The organism is Mycobacterium ahvazicum (genome assembly GCF_900176255.2).
GTDB lineage: Bacteria > Actinomycetota > Actinomycetes > Mycobacteriales > Mycobacteriaceae > Mycobacterium > Mycobacterium ahvazicum.
This window is the reverse complement of record NZ_FXEG02000002.1, coordinates 1,537,982-1,559,213: the sequence shown is the minus strand read 5'-3', so window position 1 is coordinate 1,559,213 and position 21,232 is coordinate 1,537,982. Positions and strand designations below refer to the sequence as shown.

The window sequence follows — 21,232 nt, the reverse complement described above, 5'->3', positions numbered from 1 at the left end:
TCAATCGGCGATCGGCGCTAACCCGTCGAACCTGTCGAGCGCCGCCAGCAGCGCGTCGGCGATTCCCGGGGCGGCCGCCACCACCAGCCCCGCCGCCGATCCAGGCGGCGCGTGCGGCGGCACCAACACCCGCGCCCCGGCCTCGGCCGCGATCAGCCCACCCGCGGCGCGATCCCACACCTGCAGTCCGTGCTCGTAGTAGGCGTCCAGCCGTCCCGCCGCGACCATGCACAGATCCAGGGCGGCGGATCCGACGCGGCGCACATCGCGCACCAACGGCAGCATCTTGGCCAACAGCGCGGCCTGAGTGGTGCGGCGCCCGATCGAATACCCAAACCCCGTGCCCAACAAGGCCATCGACAGATCGTCGACGTCGGCGCACCGCAGCGGATGCGTCCCCTGCGCGTCAATGACGTACGCACCAAGGCCTTGTGCCGCGGAATAGACCCGGCCGGCCACGACGTCGGCGACCGCGCCGGCCACCGACACGCCGTTGATCTGCGCGCCGACCGACACCGCGTAGGCCGGGATGCCGTAGACGAAATTCACCGTGCCGTCGATCGGGTCGAGCACCCAGGTGACCGCATCGTCGGACGCCGCTTCCTGTTCGGTCGGCCCGCCGCCCTCTTCCCCGAGAATCGGGTCGCCAGGCCGTAATTCGGCCAACCGGTCGCGCAGCAGTCGTTCGGTCTCGGTGTCGACCACCGTGACCGGATCGGTCGGTGTGCTCTTGGACCGCACCGCGCCGCTGTCGGTCCCGCCGGCGTGGGCGCCGAACACCTCGGCGCGGCGAGACCTGACGAACTCGGCGGCTTCGGCGGCCAGCGTTTCGGCTACTGCGCGCAGCTGCGCGGGCTCGGATCGCGTCACGGGTCCATCGCAACACAGTCGGCCACCGCGCCGCAGACCGACGGCACCCCGATCGGATTGCCCGACCGCAACCGCGGCGTGGCCAGCTAAGGTGTGAACGATCCCAAATCTCGCCAAGGAGATTCGATGACCAGCACCGACTCGGCCACGGATGTACCGGGCACCGAGGCAGCCTCCGGCACGCCGCAGCGCCGTGGATTCGGCATCGACGTCGGCGGCAGCGGAATCAAAGGCGGAATCGTCGACCTGGGCACGGGACTGCTGATCGGCGACCGGGTCAAACTGCTGACACCGCAACCCGCCACCCCGGCGGCCGTCGCCAAGACCATCGCCAAGGTCGTCAACGAATTCGGCTGGACGGGTCCGCTCGGGGTGACCTACCCGGGCGTCGTCACCAATGGCATCGTCCAGACCGCCGCGAACGTGGACCGCGCCTGGATCGGGACCAACGCGCGCGACGTGATCAGCTCCAAGCTGGACGGCCAGGACGTCACGGTGCTCAACGATGCCGACGCCGCCGGGCTCGCCGAGGAGCGCTACGGGGCCGGCAAGGGCAAGTCCGGACTGGTCGTGTTGCTCACCTTTGGAACGGGGATCGGATCGGCCCTGATCCACAACGGAAAGCTGATTCCCAACACCGAATTCGGCCATCTCGAAGTGGGCGGCAAAGAGGCCGAGAAACGCGCGGCGTCGTCGGTAAAAGACAAGAACAAGTGGAGCTACCCGCGCTGGACCAAAGAGGTGACCAGGGTGCTGATCGCGATCGAGAACGCGATCTGGCCCGACCTGATCATCGCCGGCGGTGGGATCAGCCGAAAGGCCGACGAGTGGGTGCCGCTGCTCAAAAACCGGACCCCGGTGGTGGCCGCGGCATTGCTCAATACCGCCGGAATTGTGGGCGCCGCGATGGCCTCCACCGCGGACGTAACGCACTGAATTTTCCCCGCTAGGGCGGTACGAGCGCGCACTGTCGTTACAATGGTCCACGGCGACCGCCCGACAGAAAGCGTGCGAGCAGTCACGCTCATACCAACGCCGACATTCGACATAGCAGACACTTTCGGTTGACCATGCCCAAACCCACCGAAAGTGAGTCCAACCGAAGGGGTGTACGTGGCAGCGACCAAGACCAGCGCGGAAACCGATGAGCCGGTGAAGCGCACCGCCACGAAGACTCCCGCCAAGCGGCCCGCGGCAAAGGCCGCCAACGGCTCCGCACCGGCAAAACGCGCGACAAAGACCGCACCTCGGGCCACCAAACCCGCCGACGACACTGAGGCGACCATCGAGAAGAAACCCCGCACCCCCGTCAAGCCCGCCACGGGCAAGGCGCCGGCCGGACGCGGCACCAAGGCCGCGGCCAAAGACGCCGGCGACGACGAGAACGTGGAGAGCGTCGACGAGACCGCCGAGGAGCTCGACGGCGAGCCCGACCTCGAAGGCGAGGACCTCGACCTCGAGGGTGACCTCAGCCTCGACGACCTCGAGGATGACGTCGCCGGCGACGAGGCCGAGGCGGACGACGACACCGCCGACGGCGAGGGGGACGAAGCCGAAGAGGTTGTCACAGTCGTGAAGCCGGCGGCGGCCAAGAAGCCGGCCGACGAGGACGAGGAGATCGCCGAGCCGTCCGAAAAGGACAAGGCGTCCGGTGATTTCGTCTGGGACGAAGACGAATCCGAGGCGTTGCGGCAGGCCCGCAAGGACGCCGAGCTCACCGCCTCCGCGGACTCGGTTCGCGCCTACCTCAAGCAAATCGGCAAGGTGGCACTGCTCAACGCCGAGGAAGAGGTCGAGCTCGCCAAGCGGATCGAAGCCGGTCTGTACGCCACGCAGCTGATGGCCGAGCTGGTCGAGCGCGGCGACAAGCTGCCCGCCGCCCAGCGCCGCGACATGATGTGGATCTGCCGCGACGGCGATCGTGCGAAAAACCATCTGCTGGAAGCCAACCTGCGACTGGTGGTCTCGCTGGCCAAGCGCTACACGGGCCGCGGCATGGCCTTCCTCGACCTGATCCAGGAAGGAAACCTGGGCCTGATCCGCGCGGTCGAGAAGTTCGACTACACCAAGGGTTACAAGTTCTCCACGTACGCCACGTGGTGGATTCGCCAGGCGATCACCCGGGCGATGGCCGACCAGGCCCGCACCATCCGCATCCCGGTGCACATGGTCGAGGTGATCAACAAGCTGGGCCGCATTCAGCGCGAGCTGCTGCAGGATCTGGGCCGCGAGCCCACGCCTGAGGAGCTGGCCAAGGAAATGGACATCACGCCGGAGAAGGTGCTGGAGATCCAGCAGTACGCGCGTGAACCCATCTCGCTGGACCAGACGATCGGCGACGAGGGCGACAGCCAGCTCGGCGACTTCATCGAGGACAGCGAAGCGGTCGTGGCCGTCGACGCGGTGTCGTTCACGTTGCTGCAGGACCAGTTGCAGTCGGTGCTCGAGACGCTCTCGGAGCGCGAAGCCGGCGTAGTACGACTGCGCTTCGGGCTCACCGACGGCCAGCCTCGCACCCTGGACGAGATCGGTCAGGTCTACGGCGTGACCCGCGAGCGCATCCGCCAGATCGAATCCAAGACCATGTCGAAGTTGCGCCACCCCAGCCGTTCCCAGGTCCTGCGCGACTACCTCGACTAGCCCCCAGCTGTTCAGCCGGCGTTCAACCGTCGACCCGCCCGGTCGGGTCCGCTCGTTTACGGTGTGGGCGTGGCGGCGGGCACGGACTTCAAAAATGTTCCGGCAGTGCACAACCGGCGTCCGCTCTTACTGCTCGCCATAGCCGCGTTCCTGGCTGTCCTGACCATCACCGCGGTGTCCTACGAGAAGGCCGGCCACGCGACGGGGGTCAACGGCGACAGGAACCTGAGCGACGGCATCCGCATACATGCCGACATCCAAAAGATCAGCCCCACCGACAATCAGTTGGTGGTCGGCCTGCAATTCGAGCCGAGAGGACGCTTCGCGCAGGACGGCGTGTTCTTGGCCAGTAATGTGCGGGTCGTCGCGGTCGGGGGCGCGGGCCTGGTTGACGAATCGTTCGCCGCAGGCGGGCTGATGACGGCGCAAACACTGCCCGTCGCGCTGGAAACCGGCGACGTCAGCCAGTACCCGTTCGACCGCTATACCTCGCTATTCAGCGTTCGCATCCTGACCAGCGATGGCACCCCGGTCCCGACCGTGCTGCTCGCCGGCGGGTCGGTGCACGGCTACAGCATCAGCATCGGCAACCCGCCGCGGGAACCGAACGAGGGCAACGACCTGACGATCAGCGTGACGCGCGCGCCTTCGACATGGATTTTCGCGGTATTCATCATCTTGCTGATGTGGACGTTGACGATCCTGGCAATGCTGCTCGTAGCCAACCAGATTCGCAGCGATCGACCGATCGACGGCACACTTATCTCATTCCTGGGCGTTCTGCTGTTTTCGTTTTCGGCAGTGCGCAACTCGATGCCCAACGCACCGGCCGTTGGCGCACTCACCGATTACCTGTCCTTCTTCTGGTGTGAATTGGTACTCGGACTCTGCGTGGTCGCGATGCTCGTTGTCCGCATCCGCCGCGACTGAATCGCTTGTGCTGCAGCTATTTTCGCGATCGGACCAGCACGAGCTCGCGCGCGGGCTTACGGTGACCTCATGACAGCCACCCGCAAGCTCGTCTCGTCCGGATCCGAATTCGAAGCGACGGTGGGTTATTCGCGTGCGGTACGAGTAGGTCCCTGCGTGACGGTCGCCGGCACCACCGGCGCCGGACCCGCAAACGACATCGGCGCCCAAGCCCAAGACGCCTTGCGCCGCATCGAGATTGCACTGCACGAAGCCGGCGCGTCGCTGACCGATGTGGTCCGCACCCGGATCTATGTCACCGACATTTCCCGGTGGCGCGAGGTTGCCGCGGTGCATGCGCGGGTGTTCTCCGAGATTCGGCCGGTGGCGACCATGGTCGAAGTCTCCGCGCTGATCGCACCCGGGCTGCTGGTGGAGATCGAGGCCGACGCCTACCTGGAACCTTCAGACGGGTCCTGAGGTCCCGCGATCGGCGGGAATATGCCGTCGTCCCCGGGCGAGTAAGCGGTGACGCTTGTCACTGCGGCAATGGGCAGCGGTCCGTACAGGTGCGGGAACAGCATCGCCTCCGGATCCGTTGGCACACCTGGCTCCCACCGCACGGGCGCATCCAGCAAAGCGGGGTCGATGTGCAGCAGCACCAAATCCTGGCGTCCGCGGAAGAGCCGATTGGCGGGCAGGTGGACCTGCGCGGGCGCCGACAGGTGGATGAATTCGGCGCCGGCGGCGGTGTCGGGGCGGATTTCCCCCCGGCTCCGCGCGTCGGACCACTCATCGGCTCCGCACAGGTGTACAAGCAGGTCAGGACCGAACGTCACAGTCGTTAACCCTAGAAGAACCCACGAAACCAAACGTTTACAGCCCGTGAGAAACGACACACCCGATAACGATCGGGGAACAACGCAAAAACGCCGAACGTCTGAGACAGTGAAGGAACGAGAAGGAGAAGCCAATGAACGCAACTCTGACGACAACCGCCGAGCTGACTAGAGCTGACCGCTGCGACCGCTGCGGTGCCGCAGCTCGCGTACGCGCCAAGCTGCCGTCGGGAGCCGAGCTTCTCTTCTGCCAGCACCACGCCAACGAGCACGAGGCGAAGCTTGTCGAGCTCGCCGCCGTGCTGGAGGTTAGCGGTAGCTAGGTCCAGCGAACTCGCCCATTCACAATGTGAGGTGTGGGCGACCTGATCGGTAATGCTGGACCGATATGAGCGATCAGACCGTAAGACCGTCGCGCCATCACATTTGGCGAATCACGTTGAGGACCCTCGGAAAAAGCTGGGACGATTCCATCTTTGCCGAGTCCGCGCAAGCGGGCTTCTGGTCGGCGCTCTCGACGCCTCCGCTACTGCTGGGAATGCTGGGCAGCTTGGCCTACGTGGCTCCGCTGTTCGGGCCGGACGCGCTGCCCAGCATCGAGAAGAGCGCCATCTCGGCGGCACACAATCTGTTCTCGTCCAGCGTCGTCAACGAGATCATCGAGCCCACCGTTCGGGACATCACCGCGCACGCTCGCGGTGAGGTGGTCTCGCTCGGCTTCTTGCTGTCATTGTGGGCGGGGTCGTCGGCGATCTCGGCGTTCGTCGATTCCGTCGTCGAGGCGCACGACCAGACACCGCTGCGCCACCCGGTGCGCCAGCGGCTGTTCGCGCTGTTCCTCTACGTGGTCGGGCTGGTGTGCGCCGTGCTGGCCGCGCCGGTCCTCGTGGTCGGCCCGCGCACGGTGTCCGAACACATCCCGGACGCCCTGGCCAACGTGCTGCGCTACGGCTACTACCCCGCGCTGATCCTCGGGCTGATCCTGGGTGTCGTCGTCTTGTACCGGGTCTCACTGCCGGAACCCCTGCCGACGCACCGCCTGCTCTACGGCGCCGTCCTGGCCACCGCCGTGTTCGTGATCGCGACGCTGGGCCTGCGGATCTACCTGGGCTGGATCACCAGCACCGGCTACACCTACGGCGCGCTGTCCACGCCGATCGCGTTCCTGTTGTTCGCCTTCTTCGGCGGCTTCGCGATCATGCTCGGCGCCGAGCTCAATGCCGCGATCCAGGAGGAATTCCCCGCGCCGCGCACGCACGCCCACCGGCTGCGCAACTGGTTGTTGTCGCGTTCGCCCGCTTTGAAGCGGACGGCGGAGGCGCTGTCGAATCCGGTGACGACCAATCCGGCGACCCAGGACCGCGCCGGCGAGCCGTCCAAACGTCCGACCTGATCAGCCCTTCTTGAGCTGCTCGTAGATTTTCTTGCAATCCGGGCAGACCGGTGAACCCGGCTTGGCCGCCCGCGTGACGGGGAAAACCTCACCGCACAACGCGACCACGTGGTTACCCATGACCGCACTCTCGGCGATCTTGTCCTTCTTGACGTAGTGGAAGTACTTGGGGGTGTCGCTGCCGGTCCCGTCGTCGACGCGTTCGTCGGTGTCGGTGCGCTCGATCGTCTGGGTCTGCATACCTCACATTGTGCCTGCCGATGCGCCCTGACCGGAATCGGCGGGATGTGGGACAGTGGAGGAATGAAGCGCGGCCCGGATTTGGGGTTCGATGACGACGGTCGGCCGGTGCTGATTACCGCCGCCGAGCCTTCGTATGAACAACAGCATCGCGCCCGGGTGCGTAAGTATCTGACGCTGATGGCTTTCCGGATTCCCGCGCTGCTGCTGGCCGCTTTCGCCTACGGCGCGTGGCACAACGGACTGATCTCGCTGGCGATCGTGGCCGCGTCCATCCCGCTGCCCTGGATGGCGGTGCTGATCGCCAACGATCGGCCGCCGCGCGCCAAGGACGAGCCTCGGCGGTTCGACGATGCCGCGCGGCGCACTCCGTTGTTCCCGACGGCCGAGCGGCCCGCGCTCGAGGCGCGGCGGCCCGCGCCGCCGCAACCCGGTTCCCCGGGGGCGGAATACAACCCGGGCCGCGGGTACCACCCCGGGCACGGATACGGCGCCGGTTCCGGGTAACCGGGTTCTGAGCACTCTTCTCAGGACATTCTCAGGTCGGCGGCACATTTGTGCACGTCAAAGCGTGTGAGATGACGGCGGCGCGGGAACTCTCAGGGCTGATCTGTCGTTTAACACCATGACAGCTACAAGCCAATCGGGAGGCCGCCATGGCGAATGCCATCACAGGCAGGATCGACACCAGCGATCTTGATGCTCAGAGCCCTGCAGCGGACCTCGTGCGCGTATATCTGAACGGCATCGGGAAGACGGCGTTGTTGACCGCCGCGGACGAAGTCGAACTGGCGAAGCGCATCGAGGCCGGACTGTATGCCGAGCATCTGCTCGCGACGCGGAAGCGCCTCGGCGAGAACCGCAAACGCGATCTTGCCGTCGTCGTACGTGATGGCCAGGCGGCGCGTCGTCACCTGCTGGAAGCGAACCTGCGCCTGGTGGTCTCACTGGCCAAGCGCTACACCGGCCGGGGGATGCCGTTGCTCGACCTAATCCAGGAGGGCAACCTCGGACTCATCCGCGCGATGGAAAAGTTCGACTACACAAAGGGATTCAAGTTCTCGACGTATGCCACGTGGTGGATCCGCCAGGCCATTACCCGCGGGATGGCCGACCAGAGCCGCACCATCCGGCTGCCCGTTCACCTCGTCGAACAGGTCAACAAGCTGGCCCGGATCAAGCGGGAGATGCACCAGAACCTCGGACGCGAGGCGACCGACGAGGAACTGGCCACCGAGTCCGGAATCCCGGTCGAGAAGATCAACGATCTGCTCGAGCACAGCCGCGACCCGGTAAGCCTGGACATGCCCGTCGGTTCCGAAGAAGAAGCGCCGCTGGGCGATTTCATCGAGGACGCCGAGGCGATGTCCGCGGAGAACGCGGTGATCGCCGAGCTGCTGCACACCGACATCCGCAGTGTGCTGGCGACTCTCGACGAGCGCGAGCACCAGGTGATCCGGCTGCGTTTCGGTCTCGACGACGGCCAGCCGCGGACGCTGGACCAGATCGGCAAGCTGTTCGGTCTGTCCCGTGAGCGGGTCCGCCAGATCGAGCGCGACGTGATGGCCAAGCTGCGCAACGGAGAGCGCGCCGATCGGCTGCGCTCATACGCGAGCTGAGGTACCCCACTTCGCCAGCTAGCGCCGACAGTATGCCCGCCGCGAAATCGCGGCGGGCATACTTGCTTGCCGAGGGGAAGCGTTGAACCCATTTCGGCAGCTGGCCAAGTAGACTCGGCGTCAATGGAGGGTGCTGAATGAACGACCTGGTTGATACCACCGAGATGTACCTGCGGACCATCTACGACCTCGAGGAAGAGGGCGTAACGCCGCTGCGCGCCAGGATCGCCGAACGGCTCGACCAGAGTGGGCCGACCGTCAGCCAGACCGTCTCCCGGATGGAGCGCGACGGACTGCTCCACGTGGCCGGTGATCGGCACCTGGAACTCACCGACAAAGGCCGGGCCCTGGCCATTTCCGTGATGCGCAAGCACCGGCTCGCCGAACGACTGCTCGTCGACGTCATCGGTCTGCCATGGGAAGAAGTGCACGCCGAGGCGTGCCGGTGGGAGCACGTGATGAGCGAGGACGTCGAGCGCCGGCTGGTCAAGGTGCTCAACAATCCCACCACCTCCCCGTTCGGCAACCCGATTCCCGGTTTGCTGGACCTGGGCGTCGGCCCCGATTCCGGCGCCGACGACGTCAATCTGGTCCGGCTGACCGAGTTGCCGGCGGGATCGCCGGTCGCGGTCGTCGTCCGTCAGCTCACCGAACATGTCCAGGGCGACATCGATCTGATCGCACGGCTCAAGGACGCCGGTGTCGTGCCGAATGCGCGCGTCACCGTGGAAACCGGGCCCGCCGGGGTCACCATCCTGATACCCGGCCATGAGAACGTCACCCTGCCCCACGAGATGGCGCACGCCGTCAAGGTCGAAAAGGTCTGACTCGCCGCTATCCGGCACAGCGCCCAGATGCCCGTCGCGGCGGTAGCCGTACCCCGAGCCGCTTGGCCAGCCGGTAGCCGCTCGCCGCGAGTTCGCGGATCTGTTCCGGCCGCAGCCCCGACTGCAACGCCGTATCGAGCATGCCCGCCATTCGATGTTCCGGATCGCAGCGCAGCGCGGCCTCCAGCGACACCCCGGCCAGCGGGCCATCCCCGCGGACGTAGGCACTGAACGCGAGCAACACCAGCGCTTCGACCCGCCACGGCGCGGGCAGGGCGCGGGCCAGCGATGCCCACAACGTCTCGGCTTCCCCGGCCTTCTCGCCCACCGCGAGGGCGTACAACGTGTCGCGCACCTGGGCGTCGTCCAGCGCGCAGCCCAGCGCGGCCAGCTCGGTGTCGGACAGCGATTGACCGCCGCAGACGCGAGACGCCGCGGCGATCGCCCGTTTGACGTCTCGGCGGGCGCATCCGGCGGGATCCTTTCGATGGGCCGCCGCACGCCGTGCGGACTGGCGTTGCAGCCGTCCGGCCAGCGCGGCGCTGCGGTCCGGATCGTCGACGGCGATGACGGCCTGCAGGTCGGCGCGACGCGCATACAACCGTCGGCCTTCCAGCACCGCCGCGGCGGCCAGGGGCGACGCGGACGGATCGTCCACCGCGCCGCCCGCGCCGCACTCGTCGACGCAATGCCAATGGCCGCCACGGGCCACCCGATCCACCACATGCGCCGCCAAAAGCTCAATGTTGTTCTCCAACAACACTTCTGCGAGCATTGCGCAGAGCTGCCGGTATTCGTCGTTGCACTGCGGGCAATGGGCGCCCTCGTCGTTGACGATCACGGCGATCGCGGCCTCGGGCGCCGCCGCGGCGGCAACCTCGGCCAGATGCCCGGTCCGGCCGGCGAGCTCGCCGGAGAGATCGACGCGCAGCACGGCGCCGAGCTCGCCGCGATCCAACGACACCAAGACCAATGAATTCTCCGGAACGAAGCCGAGAACGGCCGGTAGCGCCGCAATCAGTGCGCCGGGACGGTTCAGTTCAAAATCGGGTGTGAGCGGTGACATGAGGCCAACGCTGCTGGCCGCCACCGTCAGACGGCGCTCGCGCAACGCGATCGAGCGATCCGTCTGTGGAGAAAGTCTCGACTGTGGGCTCTATCGTCTATCTCATGGGATCGATGCAGGAATACGACATGGTCGTGATCGGCTCGGGGCCGGGCGGCCAGAAGGCCGCCATCGCCTCGGCCAAGCTCGGCAAATCGGTGGCGATCATCGAACGCGGCCAGATGCTGGGCGGCGTGTGCGTGCAGACCGGCACGATCCCGTCAAAGACGTTGCGCGAAGCGGTGCTCTACCTCACCGGCATGAGCCAGCGCGAACTCTACGGTGCGAGCTATCGCGTCAAGGAAAAGATCACCCCCGCCGACCTGCTGGCTCGCACCCAGCACGTGATCGGCAAGGAAGTCGACGTCGTACGTAACCAACTGATGCGCAACCGGATCGACCTACTGATCGGGCACGGACGCTTCATCGACCCGCACACCATCGAGGTCGAAGACCCGTCCCGGCGCGAAAAGCTCACCATCAGTGGCAAATACGTCGTGATCGCCACCGGCACCAGGCCGGCACGACCGTCCGGAGTCGAGTTCGACGAAGACCGCGTGCTCGACTCCGACGGGATCCTGGATCTCAAGACGTTGCCCACCTCGATGGTGGTCGTCGGCGCCGGGGTGATCGGTATCGAGTACGCGTCGATGTTCGCCGCACTGGGCACCAAGGTCACCGTCGTCGAAAAGCGCAGCGACATGTTGGACTTCTGCGACCCCGAGGTCATCGAGGCGCTGAAGTTCCACCTGCGCGACCTCGCGGTGACGTTCCGGTTCGGCGAGGAAGTGACCGCGGTCGACGTCGGCTCGGCCGGCACCATCACCACCTTGGCCAGCGGCAAGCAGATTCCGGCCGAGACGGTGATGTATTCCGCCGGGCGCCAAGGGCAGACCGACCACCTCGATCTGCACAACGCGGAGCTGGAGGCCGACAACCGCGGCCGCATCTTCGTCGACGACTTCTTCCAGACCAAGGTGCCCCACATCTACGCCGTCGGCGACGTCATCGGCTTCCCGGCCCTGGCCGCGACCTCGATGGAGCAGGGGCGCCTAGCCGCCTACCACGCATTCGGGGAGCCGACCGAAGGCATCACCGAGCTGCAGCCGATCGGCATCTACTCCATTCCCGAGGTCTCCTACGTCGGGGCCACCGAGGTGGAACTGACCAAGGCCTCGATCCCCTACGAGGTGGGCATGGCCCGCTATCGCGAGCTGGCCCGCGGCCAGATCGCCGGCGACTCCTACGGCATGCTCAAGCTGCTGGTGTCCACCGAAGACCTCAAGCTGCTCGGGGTGCACATCTTCGGCACCAGTGCGACTGAGATGGTGCACATCGGGCAGGCCGTGATGGGGTGCGGGGGCACCGTCGAATACCTGGTCGACGCGGTGTTCAACTACCCGACATTCTCCGAGGCGTACAAGGTGGCGGCACTGGACGTGATGAACAAGGTGCGCGCGCTCAACCAATTCCGCCGCTGACTAGCAGGTGTCGTCCAAGTCCACGGGTATCGGATCGCCCGGGCCGCCGGCTTCCGCGCGGGTCAGCAACTGGGCGATGTGGTCGTCGAACGGCGCGGAGTAGGACACGTTCTCGGCGCATCCCCCGCGTTCGAGTCCACCGATCAGCCCGACGACCGTCGTGCCGCTGACCCAGGGGGCCCCGCTGGTACCGCCGACGAGCCCCTGGCATACCAACGAGGGATATCCGGTGTCGGTCACCGCTGTGCTGCCCTGACAGCCGATCGGCGAGCCGCCGACGCCGGAGGGATAGCCCACCACGGTGACGCGGCTGCTGGGCGGTGGTGCGGTGCCCAGGGTCAGCGCCAAGCCGGCCCGCGCCTCCACCGATCCGCCATGGTCGCTGTTGACCCGCGCGATCGCGTAGTCGGCGTGCGGGTCTTTGCTAGCAACCCAGCGCGGATCCAGGTAGACGTTGTCGGCCGTCCAGAGATCGGGTGGCACCCCATCGCCGGACAAACCGGGCACGAAGGTGATCTGGGCAGCTCCGGCCAGGCAGTGCGCGGCGGTCAGCACCAGGTTGCCGGTCGCGGAATGCAGTACCGAACCCGTGCACACATGCTGGGTGCTGCCGTCCAGGAAGATTGCTCCCACCCGCCGGTCCGGATCCACCGGGGCCGCAACCGCGCCCGGCTCGGGCTGGCTGAGACGCTGGACGGTCTTACTCGTTTTCGGTGCCTGCGTGGTAGTGGGCAACGACACATGCAGCACCGGACGCCCGCACGACGCCAGTAACGTCGCCAGGCCGACCAGTGGGCATAGCAGCAACATCCGGACGCGCATCGATCCCCATCATGCCCGACCACAGCGGTGGAAGCGGAATTCCACGCTTGGCGCCGCGGTTGTAGATTTGCTGGACTAAACCGATCGGGCGGCATTGTTCCATCCGGATTACGTTCACGCGTCATCCCGTTTCGAGTAACAGTGCCTGTTGATTCGGGAGACACTGGGTAGGGCACCCTGGAGAAACCCCCGGGAGGAGGCAACGATGTCCAACGAGCGCAACGACGACGATCTCTACTACCAGCCAGGGCAACCCGGCATGTACGAGCTGGAGTTCCCGGCGCCGCAGTTGGTGACCTCGGACGGCCGCGGCCCGGTGCTGGTGCACGCTTTGGAGGGGTTCTCGGACGCCGGCCACGCGATACGGCTGGCCGCCACCCACCTGAAGGAAACCCTGGACACCGAGCTGGTCGCGTCTTTCGCGATCGACGAACTGCTGGACTACCGGTCGCGACGGCCGCTGATGACCTTCAAGACCGACCATTTCACCAACTACGACGACCCGGAGCTGAGCCTGTTCGCACTGCGCGACAGCGTCGGCACCCCGTTTCTGCTGCTCGCCGGGATGGAACCGGATCTCAAATGGGAGCGCTTCATCACCGCGGTGCGTCTGCTGGCCGAACGGCTGGGCGTGCGCCAAACCATCGGCCTGGGCACCGTCCCGATGGCGGTCCCACACACGCGGCCCATCACGATGACCGCGCACTCCAACAACCGCGAGTTGATCACCGATTTCCAGCCGTGGATCTCCGAGATCCAGGTCCCGGGCAGTGCGTCGAACCTGCTGGAATACCGATTGGCACAGCACGGGCACGAGGTGGTCGGATTCACGGTTCACGTTCCGCATTACCTGACGCAGACCGACTATCCCGCCGCCGCGCAGGCGCTGCTCGAGCAGGTCGCCAAGACCGGGTCGCTGGAGCTGCCGCTGTCGGCGCTGACCGAGGCGGCCGCCGAGATCCGGGGCAAGATCGACGAGCAGGTCGAGGCGAGCGCCGAGGTCGCTCAAGTGGTGGCCGCACTCGAGCGCCAGTACGATGCCTTCATCGACGCTCAGGAAAACAGGTCGTTACTAACGCGCGACGAGGACCTTCCTAGCGGCGACGAACTTGGTGCCGAGTTCGAGCGATTCCTAGCCCAACAGGCGGAGAAGAAGCGCGACGACGACAACCCGGCTTAACCGCCCTGCGGGGCGCGACAACAAGGGTGGGCGAGATGACTGAGCGGAAGCGCAAGAGCAATCTTCGTCCAGTGCGCGAAGTGACGACTCCCAGGCTCGAGTTCCGCACCATCCACGGATACAAACGTGCCTTTCGTATCGCCGGCTCCGGGCCGGCGATTCTGTTGATTCACGGCATCGGTGACAACTCCACGACGTGGAACACCGTGCAGGCCAAGCTCGCTCAGCGGTTCACGGTGATCGCCCCCGACCTGCTGGGGCACGGACGGTCCGACAAACCTCGCGCGGACTACTCGGTGGCCGGCTACGCCAACGGAATGCGCGACTTGCTGTCCGTGCTCGATATCGAGCGCGTGACCATCGTCGGTCACTCCCTCGGCGGCGGGGTGGCGATGCAATTCGCTTACCAGTTCCCACATTTGGTCGAGCGGCTCATCCTGGTTGCCGCGGGCGGTGTCACCAAGGACGTCAACGTCGCCTTCCGGTTGGCTTCGCTGCCGATCGGGACGGAGGCGTTGGCACTGCTGCGGCTGCCCCTGGTGTTGCCGGCAGTCCAGCTGGCGGGGCGGCTGGCGGGCCTGGCGATCGGATCGACCGGCTTGGGCCGCGATCTTCCGAACGTGTTGCGCATCCTGGACGACTTGCCCGAGCCGACGGCCTCATCGGCCTTCAGCCGGACTCTGCGGGCCGTGGTCGACTGGCGCGGGCAGATCGTCACGTTCCTGGACCGATGTTATTTGACCGAGGCCATCCCGGTGCAGATCGTCTGGGGCACTAAGGATGTGGTGGTTCCCGTCCGCCATGCCTGGATGGCACACGCCGCAATGCCCGGCTCGCGCCTGGAGATCTTCCAGGGTTCCGGCCACTTCCCGTTCCACGAAGACCCGGCCCGTTTCATCGACGTCGTCCAGCGCTTCATCGACACCACCGCACCCGCCGAATACGACCAAACCGCGCTGCGCGAGCTGCTGCGCACCGGCAGCGGTGAGCGCACGGTCACCGGCCCGGCCGACACCCGCGTCGCTGTGCTCAACGCGATGGGTTCCGACGAGCGCAGCGCGACGTAGACAATTCGTTTGACCGGGCCCGTACAGTCGGGCCATGGGCATCGACGTGACGGTGTTGCGCGTCTTCACCGACCGAGACGGCAACTTCGGTAATCCGTTGGGCGTTGTCGACGCCGGTCAGGTCGCGCCCGCCGGTCGCCAGCAGCTGGCCACCCAATTGGGTTACAGCGAAACGGTATTCGTCGATCTACCGCCGGCCGGAGCCACCACCGCCCGTACCACGATCTACACGCCGCGCACCGAGATTCCGTTCGCCGGGCACCCGACCGTCGGGGCGGCATGGTGGCTGCGCGCGAACGGTACGCCGGTCAACACGCTTGCGGTGCCGGCCGGCATCGTGGGGGTGCACTACGAGGACGACGTGGTGGGTGTGCGCGCCCGCCCGGAATGGGGCCCGGAGGTGGGCTTCCACGAATTCGAGTCCGTTGACCAGGTCCTCGCTGCCGACACCAGCGAATTTCCCGACGACTCCGCGCATTACCTGTGGGCCTGGATCGATCAGTCCGCCGGGGTTGTGCGTTCCCGGATGTTCGTCGCGAATCTCGGTGTGCCAGAAGACGAAGCGACCGGCTCGGCGGCCATGCGGATCACCGGCCATCTCTGCCGCGACCTGAGCATCATCCAGGGCAAGGGATCGATGCTGGAAACGTCGTGGAACCCCGAGGGCTGGGCCCGCGTTGCCGGCCGCGTCGTCAACGACGGTGTGACGCAACTCGACTGAGATTCAGGACTTGCGGTGCAGCTCCGCGGACAGATGATGCTGCAGGGGCTGCCCGACCGCACCCATCCGCACCGAGTAGGAGAGCTGGTCGCCGTCGATTCGCACGGTTCGGCCTAACGCGGAAACCTCTTTGGCGGTCGGGGTCAATCCGACCGACGTGGTGGCCAACTCGATTTCGATGACGCCGCCGGTCACCCGGTAGGACCCGACCTCGATTTCGGTCACGCCGCTGGGGTGGGCCAGCACCATCTCGACGTGGCCGGGCCGCGGCACCCGAAGGTAGCCGGTCTCGGCATGCATCGGCTTGCCGTCGTCGGCCCCTTTGGTCTTTTGCCCGTATGCCAGAAACGGTTTCCCCACATGGGAAAACACGATTTCCTCGAGATAGTCGAAGGGCTGGATGGTCGGGTATTCGCCGGAACCGCGGCCGGCCCAGGTGCCGAGCAGCGGCGCGAGCGCCTCGAGATCCGGATGCAGGTCCGGGGGCATCGCGGTCAACTCGGTGTCGATACTTGGCGGTGCTTGCGGAGCGCGGCGATCTCGCGCTCGAAATCGTCGGCCGACGAAAAGGACCGGTATACCGAGGCGAACCGCAGATAGGCCACCTCATCCAGGTCACGCAACGGGCCGAGGATCGCCAAGCCGACCTCGTGGCTGGGAACCTCCGGCGATCCGGCGGCGCGGACGGTGTCTTCCACCTGCTGAGCCAGTAGATTCAGCGCGTCCTCGTCGACCTGGCGGCCCTGGCAGGCGCGCCGCACACCTTTGATGACCTTTTCGCGGCTGAACGGCTCGGTGACACCGCTGCGTTTGACGACGGCCAGGATCGCGGTTTCCACGGTGGTGAACCGGCGTCCGCACTCCGGGCAGGATCGGCGGCGCCGAATGGCTTGGCCTTCATCGGTTTCCCGGGAGTCGATCACCCGGGAGTCGGGATGGCGACAGAACGGGCAGTGCATGACCGCTCCTTCGCTGTGCCGGCATCTCGGAAGAACACTCCGAGCGTACCCGTGCGCTCCCCGGGCGGGCCAATGTAGCCACGACGCATGCGCCGTCACTGACGGCAGGACCGAGGAGCCTTGGCGTAGAGCGGTTTTCGCGATACGCGGCTACGGTCAGCCGACCGGCGCGATCAGGGTCTGGCCGGCAGCCAGCGCCGGGGAGCTCAGGTTGTTGAGTTCGCGGATGCGGTCGGCGACCTGGCGGGCCGGCGCTTCCGGCGCGACCCGGTGCGCTACATCCTGAAGCGATTCGCCCGGCTCGACCTGCACGACCGACAGCCGGTCCGGAACAGGAGCAGCCGCGGAGTCGCCGTTGGCGATCTGACCGAGATTCGCGACCAGGCCCAACCACAGCGTGATGACGCCGGCCATCAGGGCCAGACCCACCGTCGTCCCCAGCGTGACCGGGCGGCGGCGATGCGGTGCTTGCGACACCGCGACACCGGTACCGCGGTAGCGCATCGGCGCTCCCGCCGGCCGGGCCTGCACCGACCGGCGCGACCGCAGCACGCGCTCCTGCTCGTAGCGGGGCCGTGCGACGTCATAGCGAGGCCGCGCGACGAGCCCATCGCTGGGGCGCCGCATGGTGCTGGTCCGCGGCGAGACTGTATGCATGAGCGTCATGGTGCGTTCCTCCGGTCGTCGAATCCTCGCTCGTGTGTTCGACACTATCGCTCGTGTGTTCGAAATCCGAACATTTGAGCGAAGCGTGTCGCACGGGCCAAACGCTAGACCCCGCCACCGACAACTTCTGCCGGTCGCCGTCCCTTCCATGCAGCACAGGTACCCGGTCTACGCAAAAGTTACACACGTGTGATTCGGCCGTTCTAGGGTCTTTAGCCACCATGTGCTTGCCATGACACGCCAGTCGAACACATGTTTGATTCTTCGGGTCAGGGAGGCTACATTCAGTGCCATGAGCGACAGCAACGACACCTCGGCAACCGGCCCGGACGGCCGCACGCGTTCCGTGGATTCATCGCTTACCCAGCGGCAACGCACCATCTTGAATGTCATCCGGGAGTCGGTGACCACCCGTGGTTACCCGCCGAGCATCAGGGAGATCGGCGACGCCGTCGGCCTGACATCGACCTCTTCGGTGGCCCACCAGCTGCGCACCCTCGAACGCAAGGGATATCTGCGCCGGGACCCGAACCGCCCCCGGGCCGTCGACGTCCGCGGCGCCGACGACGCGGTGGCGGCCGCGCCGGCCACCGAGGTCGCCGGGTCGGACGCGTTACCGGAACCCACGTTCGTCCCCGTGCTCGGGCGCATCGCGGCCGGTGGACCGATCCTGGCCGAGGAAGCCGTCGAGGACGTCTTCCCACTCCCCCGCGAGCTGGTCGGCGAGGGCACGCTGTTCTTGCTCAAGGTGGTCGGCGACTCGATGGTCGAAGCCGCGATCTGCGACGGCGACTGGGTGGTGGTGCGGCAGCAGAATGTCGCCGACAACGGCGACATCGTCGCCGCCATGCTCGACGGTGAGGCCACCGTCAAGACGTTCAAGCGCGCGGGCGGTCAGGTGTGGCTGATGCCGCACAACCCGGCGTTCGATCCCATCCCCGGTAATGACGCGACCGTGCTCGGCAAGGTCGTGACGGTGATCCGCAAGGTATAGCGCCGTGCGCTACGGCGTCAGTCGGCTTTCACGAAGCCGTTGACCAGCGCGGCTTCCTCGCTGGAAAGCCAGATCTCGGCGAGCGTGTCGTGGTAGAGGTCGCTGCCCGGCGTGTAATAAAGGCCGAAGCGAGCACTCGCCTTGATCGGGTAGCCGTCGGGCATCTGATACGGGTCCTCCAACGGCAGGTGGATCGTCGGGCGCCCGGCGGGGCCTAATGCCCCGATCGCCGCCACCGGTACTACGTCCGCCTCGTCGTCGGCATCCGCGGCTGCATGCCGCCCCGCCGCTCTGGGTGCGACGCCGGCCGCGGCGCCCAGCGCCGCCGCCAGGCTGGCTGCGGCACCACCCGCGGCGGCTCCAGCGGCCCCGCCGGCAGCACCGGACGCGCCACCGGCGCCGGCCAGATCAGGAGGCGTGTGCGGCACGGCGACATCGGGGTACGCGGTCTCCTGCTCCTCGGCGGGGTAGGCGGCCTCGTCCTCCTCGGCGCCCGGGAAGCCCGCCTCCGGGTAAGCGGCGGACGGGTAAGCGGCGCCCGGGTAGCCCGCCTCCGGGTAAGCGGCGTCCTCGTCGAGGAGTTCGGGATAGCCGGCCTCCGGATAGGCGCCTTCGGGTGAATAAGCGCCTTCCGGGCCCGCGGCAGCGGCGTATTCGTCCTCGGCGACGACGTCGGGATACGCGCTCTCCGGTACGTCGGGACTAGCCGAATAGCCGACTTCCGGCAGCTCATCGCCGTAACCGGCGTCGGACAGATCGTCGGCCGACACGACTGGGATGGAATCGGTGTCGACCGAGTCGGGATCCCGCTCGTCGACCGCCAGCTCATCCCATTCTTCCTCGGTGACGGGATGCGACGGCTCGTCATACCCGCCGTCCTCGTCGATTTCGGCCGTTTCGGGTGCGTGCGGCCACCTGGCCAGCGGCGCGTGCTCGGCGTCCCGGAGATCCTGTTCGTGGGTGTCGGTGAACGACATGTGCTCGGCGTAGTCGGGACCCCAGCGCGGCTCACCCGTGTCCCCGTAGCCGCCGACGGCGTCGCGCTCCAGGTCGTAGGGTGCGCTGTTGCGACCGGCACGATGCCGGCGCCAGCGCAACGCCACGAACACCGCCAGCAGCACCAGAATCAGCAGCGGAACCAGGGCGAACAGATACCACCAGCTCCAGCTGAACCACTTCTTGGCGTGCGCGGGCATCGCCGAACCGCTCGGCTGGTTCTGCCCCGACACCTGCAGACCCGATAGCAGCGGAGCCAGGTTGGCCGGGTCCGTGGAGAAGGTGTTCTTCGCGCGGTTCCACGAGATTTTGCCGCCGGTGAACTTCTGCGAGATCACGTCGCCGTCGACGGTCTGATCGCCGACCGGCGCGCCCAGCTTTCCGGTGGGACCACGCAGCTTGTCCCAGGCGGCCTTCATGGCGCCGCGCACCACGAAGGCGCCGTGGTCGGAGGTCCAGAAGATGACCGGCTTGTCGGCCCCGGAGAAGGTGGCGATCCGGCTGTTGGGGCTGATGCCGCCGTCGGATTCATTAGCGGTCGGGAAACCCAGGTCACTGCTGACCGGACCACCGACCGACTCGTACTTCGCCAGGATGTCGCTTTCCAGCGCGCTCGCACCGGTCGCCGGGCTGAAGAACACCTTGCCGCCGGCGAAGTTCTGGACGATGCCGTCACCGCCGATGGGGTTCGGACCGCCCTGCTTGGCGCCCAGCGGACCGTTGGCACCGCCGGCCGCGCGCCAGGCCATGTTGATGGCCGCGGTGGGATCGATCGCTACCTGCAGGCCCTTGAGCTGCTCGGCCAAATTCGCTGGCTCAGTGGTGAATTCCTTGGTTTTGCGGTTCCAGGAGATCTGGCCGCCGCTGAACTTCTGCGAGGACACTTCGCCGTCGTAGGTCTCATCGGAGACCGGGGCGCCCAGGACGCCACCGGAGCTGCCCAGCTTGTCCCAGGCGGCGTTGAGGGCGCCGCGCACGACGAACGCGCCGTGATCGGGCGTCCAATAGATCACCGGCTTGTCGCTGGCCGAGAACGTCGCCACCCGACTGTCCGGGCCCGCCAGACCGGGCACCTCGTTGATGGTCGGAAAGCCCAGATCGCCGCCGGCCGCACCGCCGAGCATGTCGTATTTTTCCAGGATCGGCCCGTAGATGAATTTCGCCCCGGTGGCCGTGGTGAAGAAGAACTTGCCGCCGTCGAAGTCACACGCGAAGCCGTCGGCAACCGGGTAGACGTCGCCCTTGCGGGGACCCAGCGGAGAGGTGTCGCCGCCGGCCTTGGTCCACTCGGCCATGATGGCGGCTTCGGCGTCACCGATCGGAGACGCCGAAACGGTAGGTGCCAACAGCACGATGGCCAACGCTGTGGTCGCCACGCTGATGAGCGCCCGACCAGCGAGCCTGCGCACGTGACCTCTCTTCCCGTTCACCAAGCCTCCCAGCCGACGGATATGCCCTTTTGTATGGCCATGCCCGTACCCTGCGGCCCCTGCGCGCGGTTGGTGCCCCAAACGCGGGTTACGAACCCCACCGAGTTCGTATTATCGCCGGGCTCGCATAACTTTGCTCCAGCGAACAAGAAATACGAAGGCAATTCGCGAATATTACGAAAACGGAGACCACTCCGATGTCGAAATGATGCGGGACGACGATCATGTCGCGACCGATCCTGCCTCAAGACACGCCGGGGGCGGGTGATTACGCGCTCCGAGCACCCGATGGACATGCGCCGACCGTACGCGAGGCGCCGGCTATCCACTCGAGCAAAGGAGCTATTCATGGGCATCGACTATTTTGCCGTAAACCCAAGCAATGACAGCGTAAGCCGACTATTTGTGCGTGGTTCGTGTCACCATCCGCACGGGTACCGCGCGTCTGCCGACGATTCGTTGTTGCGTGACAGC

At 66.5% G+C, this 21,232-nt stretch carries 23 protein-coding genes; 14 read left to right on the top strand and 9 right to left on the bottom strand.

The genetic code is table 11. From position 1 onward, the window contains the following. Complete coding sequence (locus tag MAAFP003_RS09575) at positions 1-870, bottom strand: inositol monophosphatase family protein (RefSeq protein WP_096286402.1); 870 nt, start codon at positions 868-870, stop codon at positions 1-3. A gap of 126 nt (positions 871-996) precedes the next feature. Here MAAFP003_RS09575 and ppgK point away from each other — a divergent pair, with 126 nt between their 5' ends. The 4 genes from ppgK to MAAFP003_RS09555 all read left to right on the top strand — a co-directional run bounded on the left by ppgK (position 997) and on the right by MAAFP003_RS09555 (position 4,899). Continuing rightward, positions 997-1,806 (top strand): polyphosphate--glucose phosphotransferase, encoded by an 810-nt coding sequence (gene ppgK, locus MAAFP003_RS09570; RefSeq protein ID WP_096286400.1) that lies wholly within the window; start codon positions 997-999, stop codon positions 1,804-1,806. Between the two features lie 177 nt (positions 1,807-1,983). Then, on the top strand, positions 1,984-3,510 hold the full coding sequence (locus MAAFP003_RS09565; RefSeq protein ID WP_096291013.1) for an RNA polymerase sigma factor: 1,527 nt from the start codon (positions 1,984-1,986) through the stop codon (positions 3,508-3,510). Positions 3,511-3,579: 69 nt separating this feature from the next. After that, positions 3,580-4,440, top strand: a complete 861-nt coding sequence (locus MAAFP003_RS09560; protein WP_165796340.1) for a DUF4436 family protein — start codon at positions 3,580-3,582, stop codon at positions 4,438-4,440. A gap of 69 nt (positions 4,441-4,509) precedes the next feature. Further along, the gene (locus tag MAAFP003_RS09555; protein WP_096286396.1) at positions 4,510-4,899 is read left to right on the top strand and encodes a RidA family protein; all 390 of its coding nucleotides are present in this window, start codon (positions 4,510-4,512) and stop codon (positions 4,897-4,899) included. Here the strand turns inward: MAAFP003_RS09555 and MAAFP003_RS09550 are convergent. Beyond that, positions 4,872-5,258 (bottom strand): DUF952 domain-containing protein, encoded by a 387-nt coding sequence (locus MAAFP003_RS09550; protein WP_096286394.1) that lies wholly within the window; start codon positions 5,256-5,258, stop codon positions 4,872-4,874. The genes MAAFP003_RS09555 and MAAFP003_RS09550 overlap by 28 nt on opposite strands. 134 nt (positions 5,259-5,392) lie before the next feature. On the opposite strand from MAAFP003_RS09550, the gene MAAFP003_RS09545 reads away from it, so the two are divergent. Then, positions 5,393-5,581, top strand: a complete 189-nt coding sequence (locus MAAFP003_RS09545) for a DUF7455 domain-containing protein (protein WP_090608725.1) — start codon at positions 5,393-5,395, stop codon at positions 5,579-5,581. Between the two features lie 65 nt (positions 5,582-5,646). Then, positions 5,647-6,651: a YihY/virulence factor BrkB family protein gene (locus MAAFP003_RS09540; protein WP_096286392.1), complete on the top strand. Its 1,005-nt coding sequence runs from the start codon at positions 5,647-5,649 to the stop codon at positions 6,649-6,651. On the opposite strand, the gene MAAFP003_RS09535 is transcribed toward MAAFP003_RS09540, so the two are convergent. Continuing rightward, the gene (locus tag MAAFP003_RS09535) at positions 6,652-6,891 is read right to left on the bottom strand and encodes a DUF3039 domain-containing protein (protein ID WP_096286390.1); all 240 of its coding nucleotides are present in this window, start codon (positions 6,889-6,891) and stop codon (positions 6,652-6,654) included. 45 nt (positions 6,892-6,936) lie between these two features. On the opposite strand from MAAFP003_RS09535, the gene MAAFP003_RS09530 reads away from it, so the two are divergent. The 3 genes from MAAFP003_RS09530 to MAAFP003_RS09520 all read left to right on the top strand — a co-directional run bounded on the left by MAAFP003_RS09530 (position 6,937) and on the right by MAAFP003_RS09520 (position 9,337). After that, complete coding sequence (locus MAAFP003_RS09530; protein ID WP_096286388.1) at positions 6,937-7,398, top strand: DUF3099 domain-containing protein; 462 nt, start codon at positions 6,937-6,939, stop codon at positions 7,396-7,398. A 149-nt stretch (positions 7,399-7,547) separates the two neighbouring features. Beyond that, positions 7,548-8,510, top strand: coding sequence for a sigma-70 family RNA polymerase sigma factor SigB (gene sigB / locus MAAFP003_RS09525; protein WP_090601317.1), 963 nt, complete (start codon positions 7,548-7,550; stop codon positions 8,508-8,510). Positions 8,511-8,647: 137 nt separating this feature from the next. Further along, on the top strand, positions 8,648-9,337 hold the full coding sequence (locus tag MAAFP003_RS09520) for an iron-dependent transcriptional repressor DtxR (RefSeq protein WP_096286386.1): 690 nt from the start codon (positions 8,648-8,650) through the stop codon (positions 9,335-9,337). A 7-nt stretch (positions 9,338-9,344) separates the two neighbouring features. Here MAAFP003_RS09520 and MAAFP003_RS09515 read toward each other — a convergent pair whose 3' ends face one another. After that, complete coding sequence (locus MAAFP003_RS09515) at positions 9,345-10,403, bottom strand: DUF4192 domain-containing protein (RefSeq protein ID WP_096286384.1); 1,059 nt, start codon at positions 10,401-10,403, stop codon at positions 9,345-9,347. A 113-nt stretch (positions 10,404-10,516) separates the two neighbouring features. On the opposite strand from MAAFP003_RS09515, the gene sthA reads away from it, so the two are divergent. Next, the gene (gene sthA, locus MAAFP003_RS09510; protein ID WP_096291012.1) at positions 10,517-11,923 is read left to right on the top strand and encodes a Si-specific NAD(P)(+) transhydrogenase; all 1,407 of its coding nucleotides are present in this window, start codon (positions 10,517-10,519) and stop codon (positions 11,921-11,923) included. On the opposite strand, the gene MAAFP003_RS09505 is transcribed toward sthA, so the two are convergent. Then, the gene (locus MAAFP003_RS09505; protein WP_096286382.1) at positions 11,924-12,745 is read right to left on the bottom strand and encodes a trypsin-like serine peptidase; all 822 of its coding nucleotides are present in this window, start codon (positions 12,743-12,745) and stop codon (positions 11,924-11,926) included. It lies immediately after the preceding gene. Positions 12,746-12,950: 205 nt separating this feature from the next. Here MAAFP003_RS09505 and MAAFP003_RS09500 point away from each other — a divergent pair, with 205 nt between their 5' ends. From MAAFP003_RS09500 to MAAFP003_RS09490, 3 genes are read left to right on the top strand one after another with little or no spacing between them, the layout of a single operon-like run. Continuing rightward, on the top strand, positions 12,951-13,925 hold the full coding sequence (locus MAAFP003_RS09500) for a proteasome assembly chaperone family protein (protein ID WP_096286380.1): 975 nt from the start codon (positions 12,951-12,953) through the stop codon (positions 13,923-13,925). Between the two features lie 35 nt (positions 13,926-13,960). Next, entirely contained in the window at positions 13,961-14,992 is a 1,032-nt protein-coding gene (locus MAAFP003_RS09495) for an alpha/beta fold hydrolase (protein WP_096291011.1), read from the top strand. Positions 14,993-15,026: 34 nt separating this feature from the next. Continuing rightward, complete coding sequence (locus tag MAAFP003_RS09490) at positions 15,027-15,713, top strand: PhzF family phenazine biosynthesis protein (RefSeq protein WP_096286378.1); 687 nt, start codon at positions 15,027-15,029, stop codon at positions 15,711-15,713. A gap of 3 nt (positions 15,714-15,716) precedes the next feature. Here the strand turns inward: MAAFP003_RS09490 and MAAFP003_RS09485 are convergent, their stop codons facing one another. From MAAFP003_RS09485 to MAAFP003_RS09475, 3 genes are all read right to left on the bottom strand, one after another. Beyond that, positions 15,717-16,202 (bottom strand): peroxynitrite isomerase, encoded by a 486-nt coding sequence (locus MAAFP003_RS09485; RefSeq protein ID WP_096286376.1) that lies wholly within the window; start codon positions 16,200-16,202, stop codon positions 15,717-15,719. A gap of 5 nt (positions 16,203-16,207) precedes the next feature. Beyond that, positions 16,208-16,672: a transcriptional regulator NrdR gene (gene nrdR / locus MAAFP003_RS09480; protein WP_096286374.1), complete on the bottom strand. Its 465-nt coding sequence runs from the start codon at positions 16,670-16,672 to the stop codon at positions 16,208-16,210. A 156-nt stretch (positions 16,673-16,828) separates the two neighbouring features. Continuing rightward, positions 16,829-17,338, bottom strand: coding sequence for a LysM peptidoglycan-binding domain-containing protein (locus MAAFP003_RS09475; RefSeq protein ID WP_096286372.1), 510 nt, complete (start codon positions 17,336-17,338; stop codon positions 16,829-16,831). Positions 17,339-17,630: 292 nt separating this feature from the next. Between MAAFP003_RS09475 and lexA the strand changes: the two genes are divergently transcribed. Further along, a complete protein-coding gene (gene lexA / locus MAAFP003_RS09470) occupies positions 17,631-18,332 on the top strand; it encodes a transcriptional repressor LexA (RefSeq protein WP_096286370.1) in 702 nt (233 codons plus the stop codon). A 17-nt stretch (positions 18,333-18,349) separates the two neighbouring features. On the opposite strand, the gene MAAFP003_RS09465 is transcribed toward lexA, so the two are convergent. Beyond that, positions 18,350-20,758: a sunset domain-containing protein gene (locus tag MAAFP003_RS09465; protein ID WP_431732433.1), complete on the bottom strand. Its 2,409-nt coding sequence runs from the start codon at positions 20,756-20,758 to the stop codon at positions 18,350-18,352. Positions 20,759-21,232 lie beyond the last annotated feature (474 nt).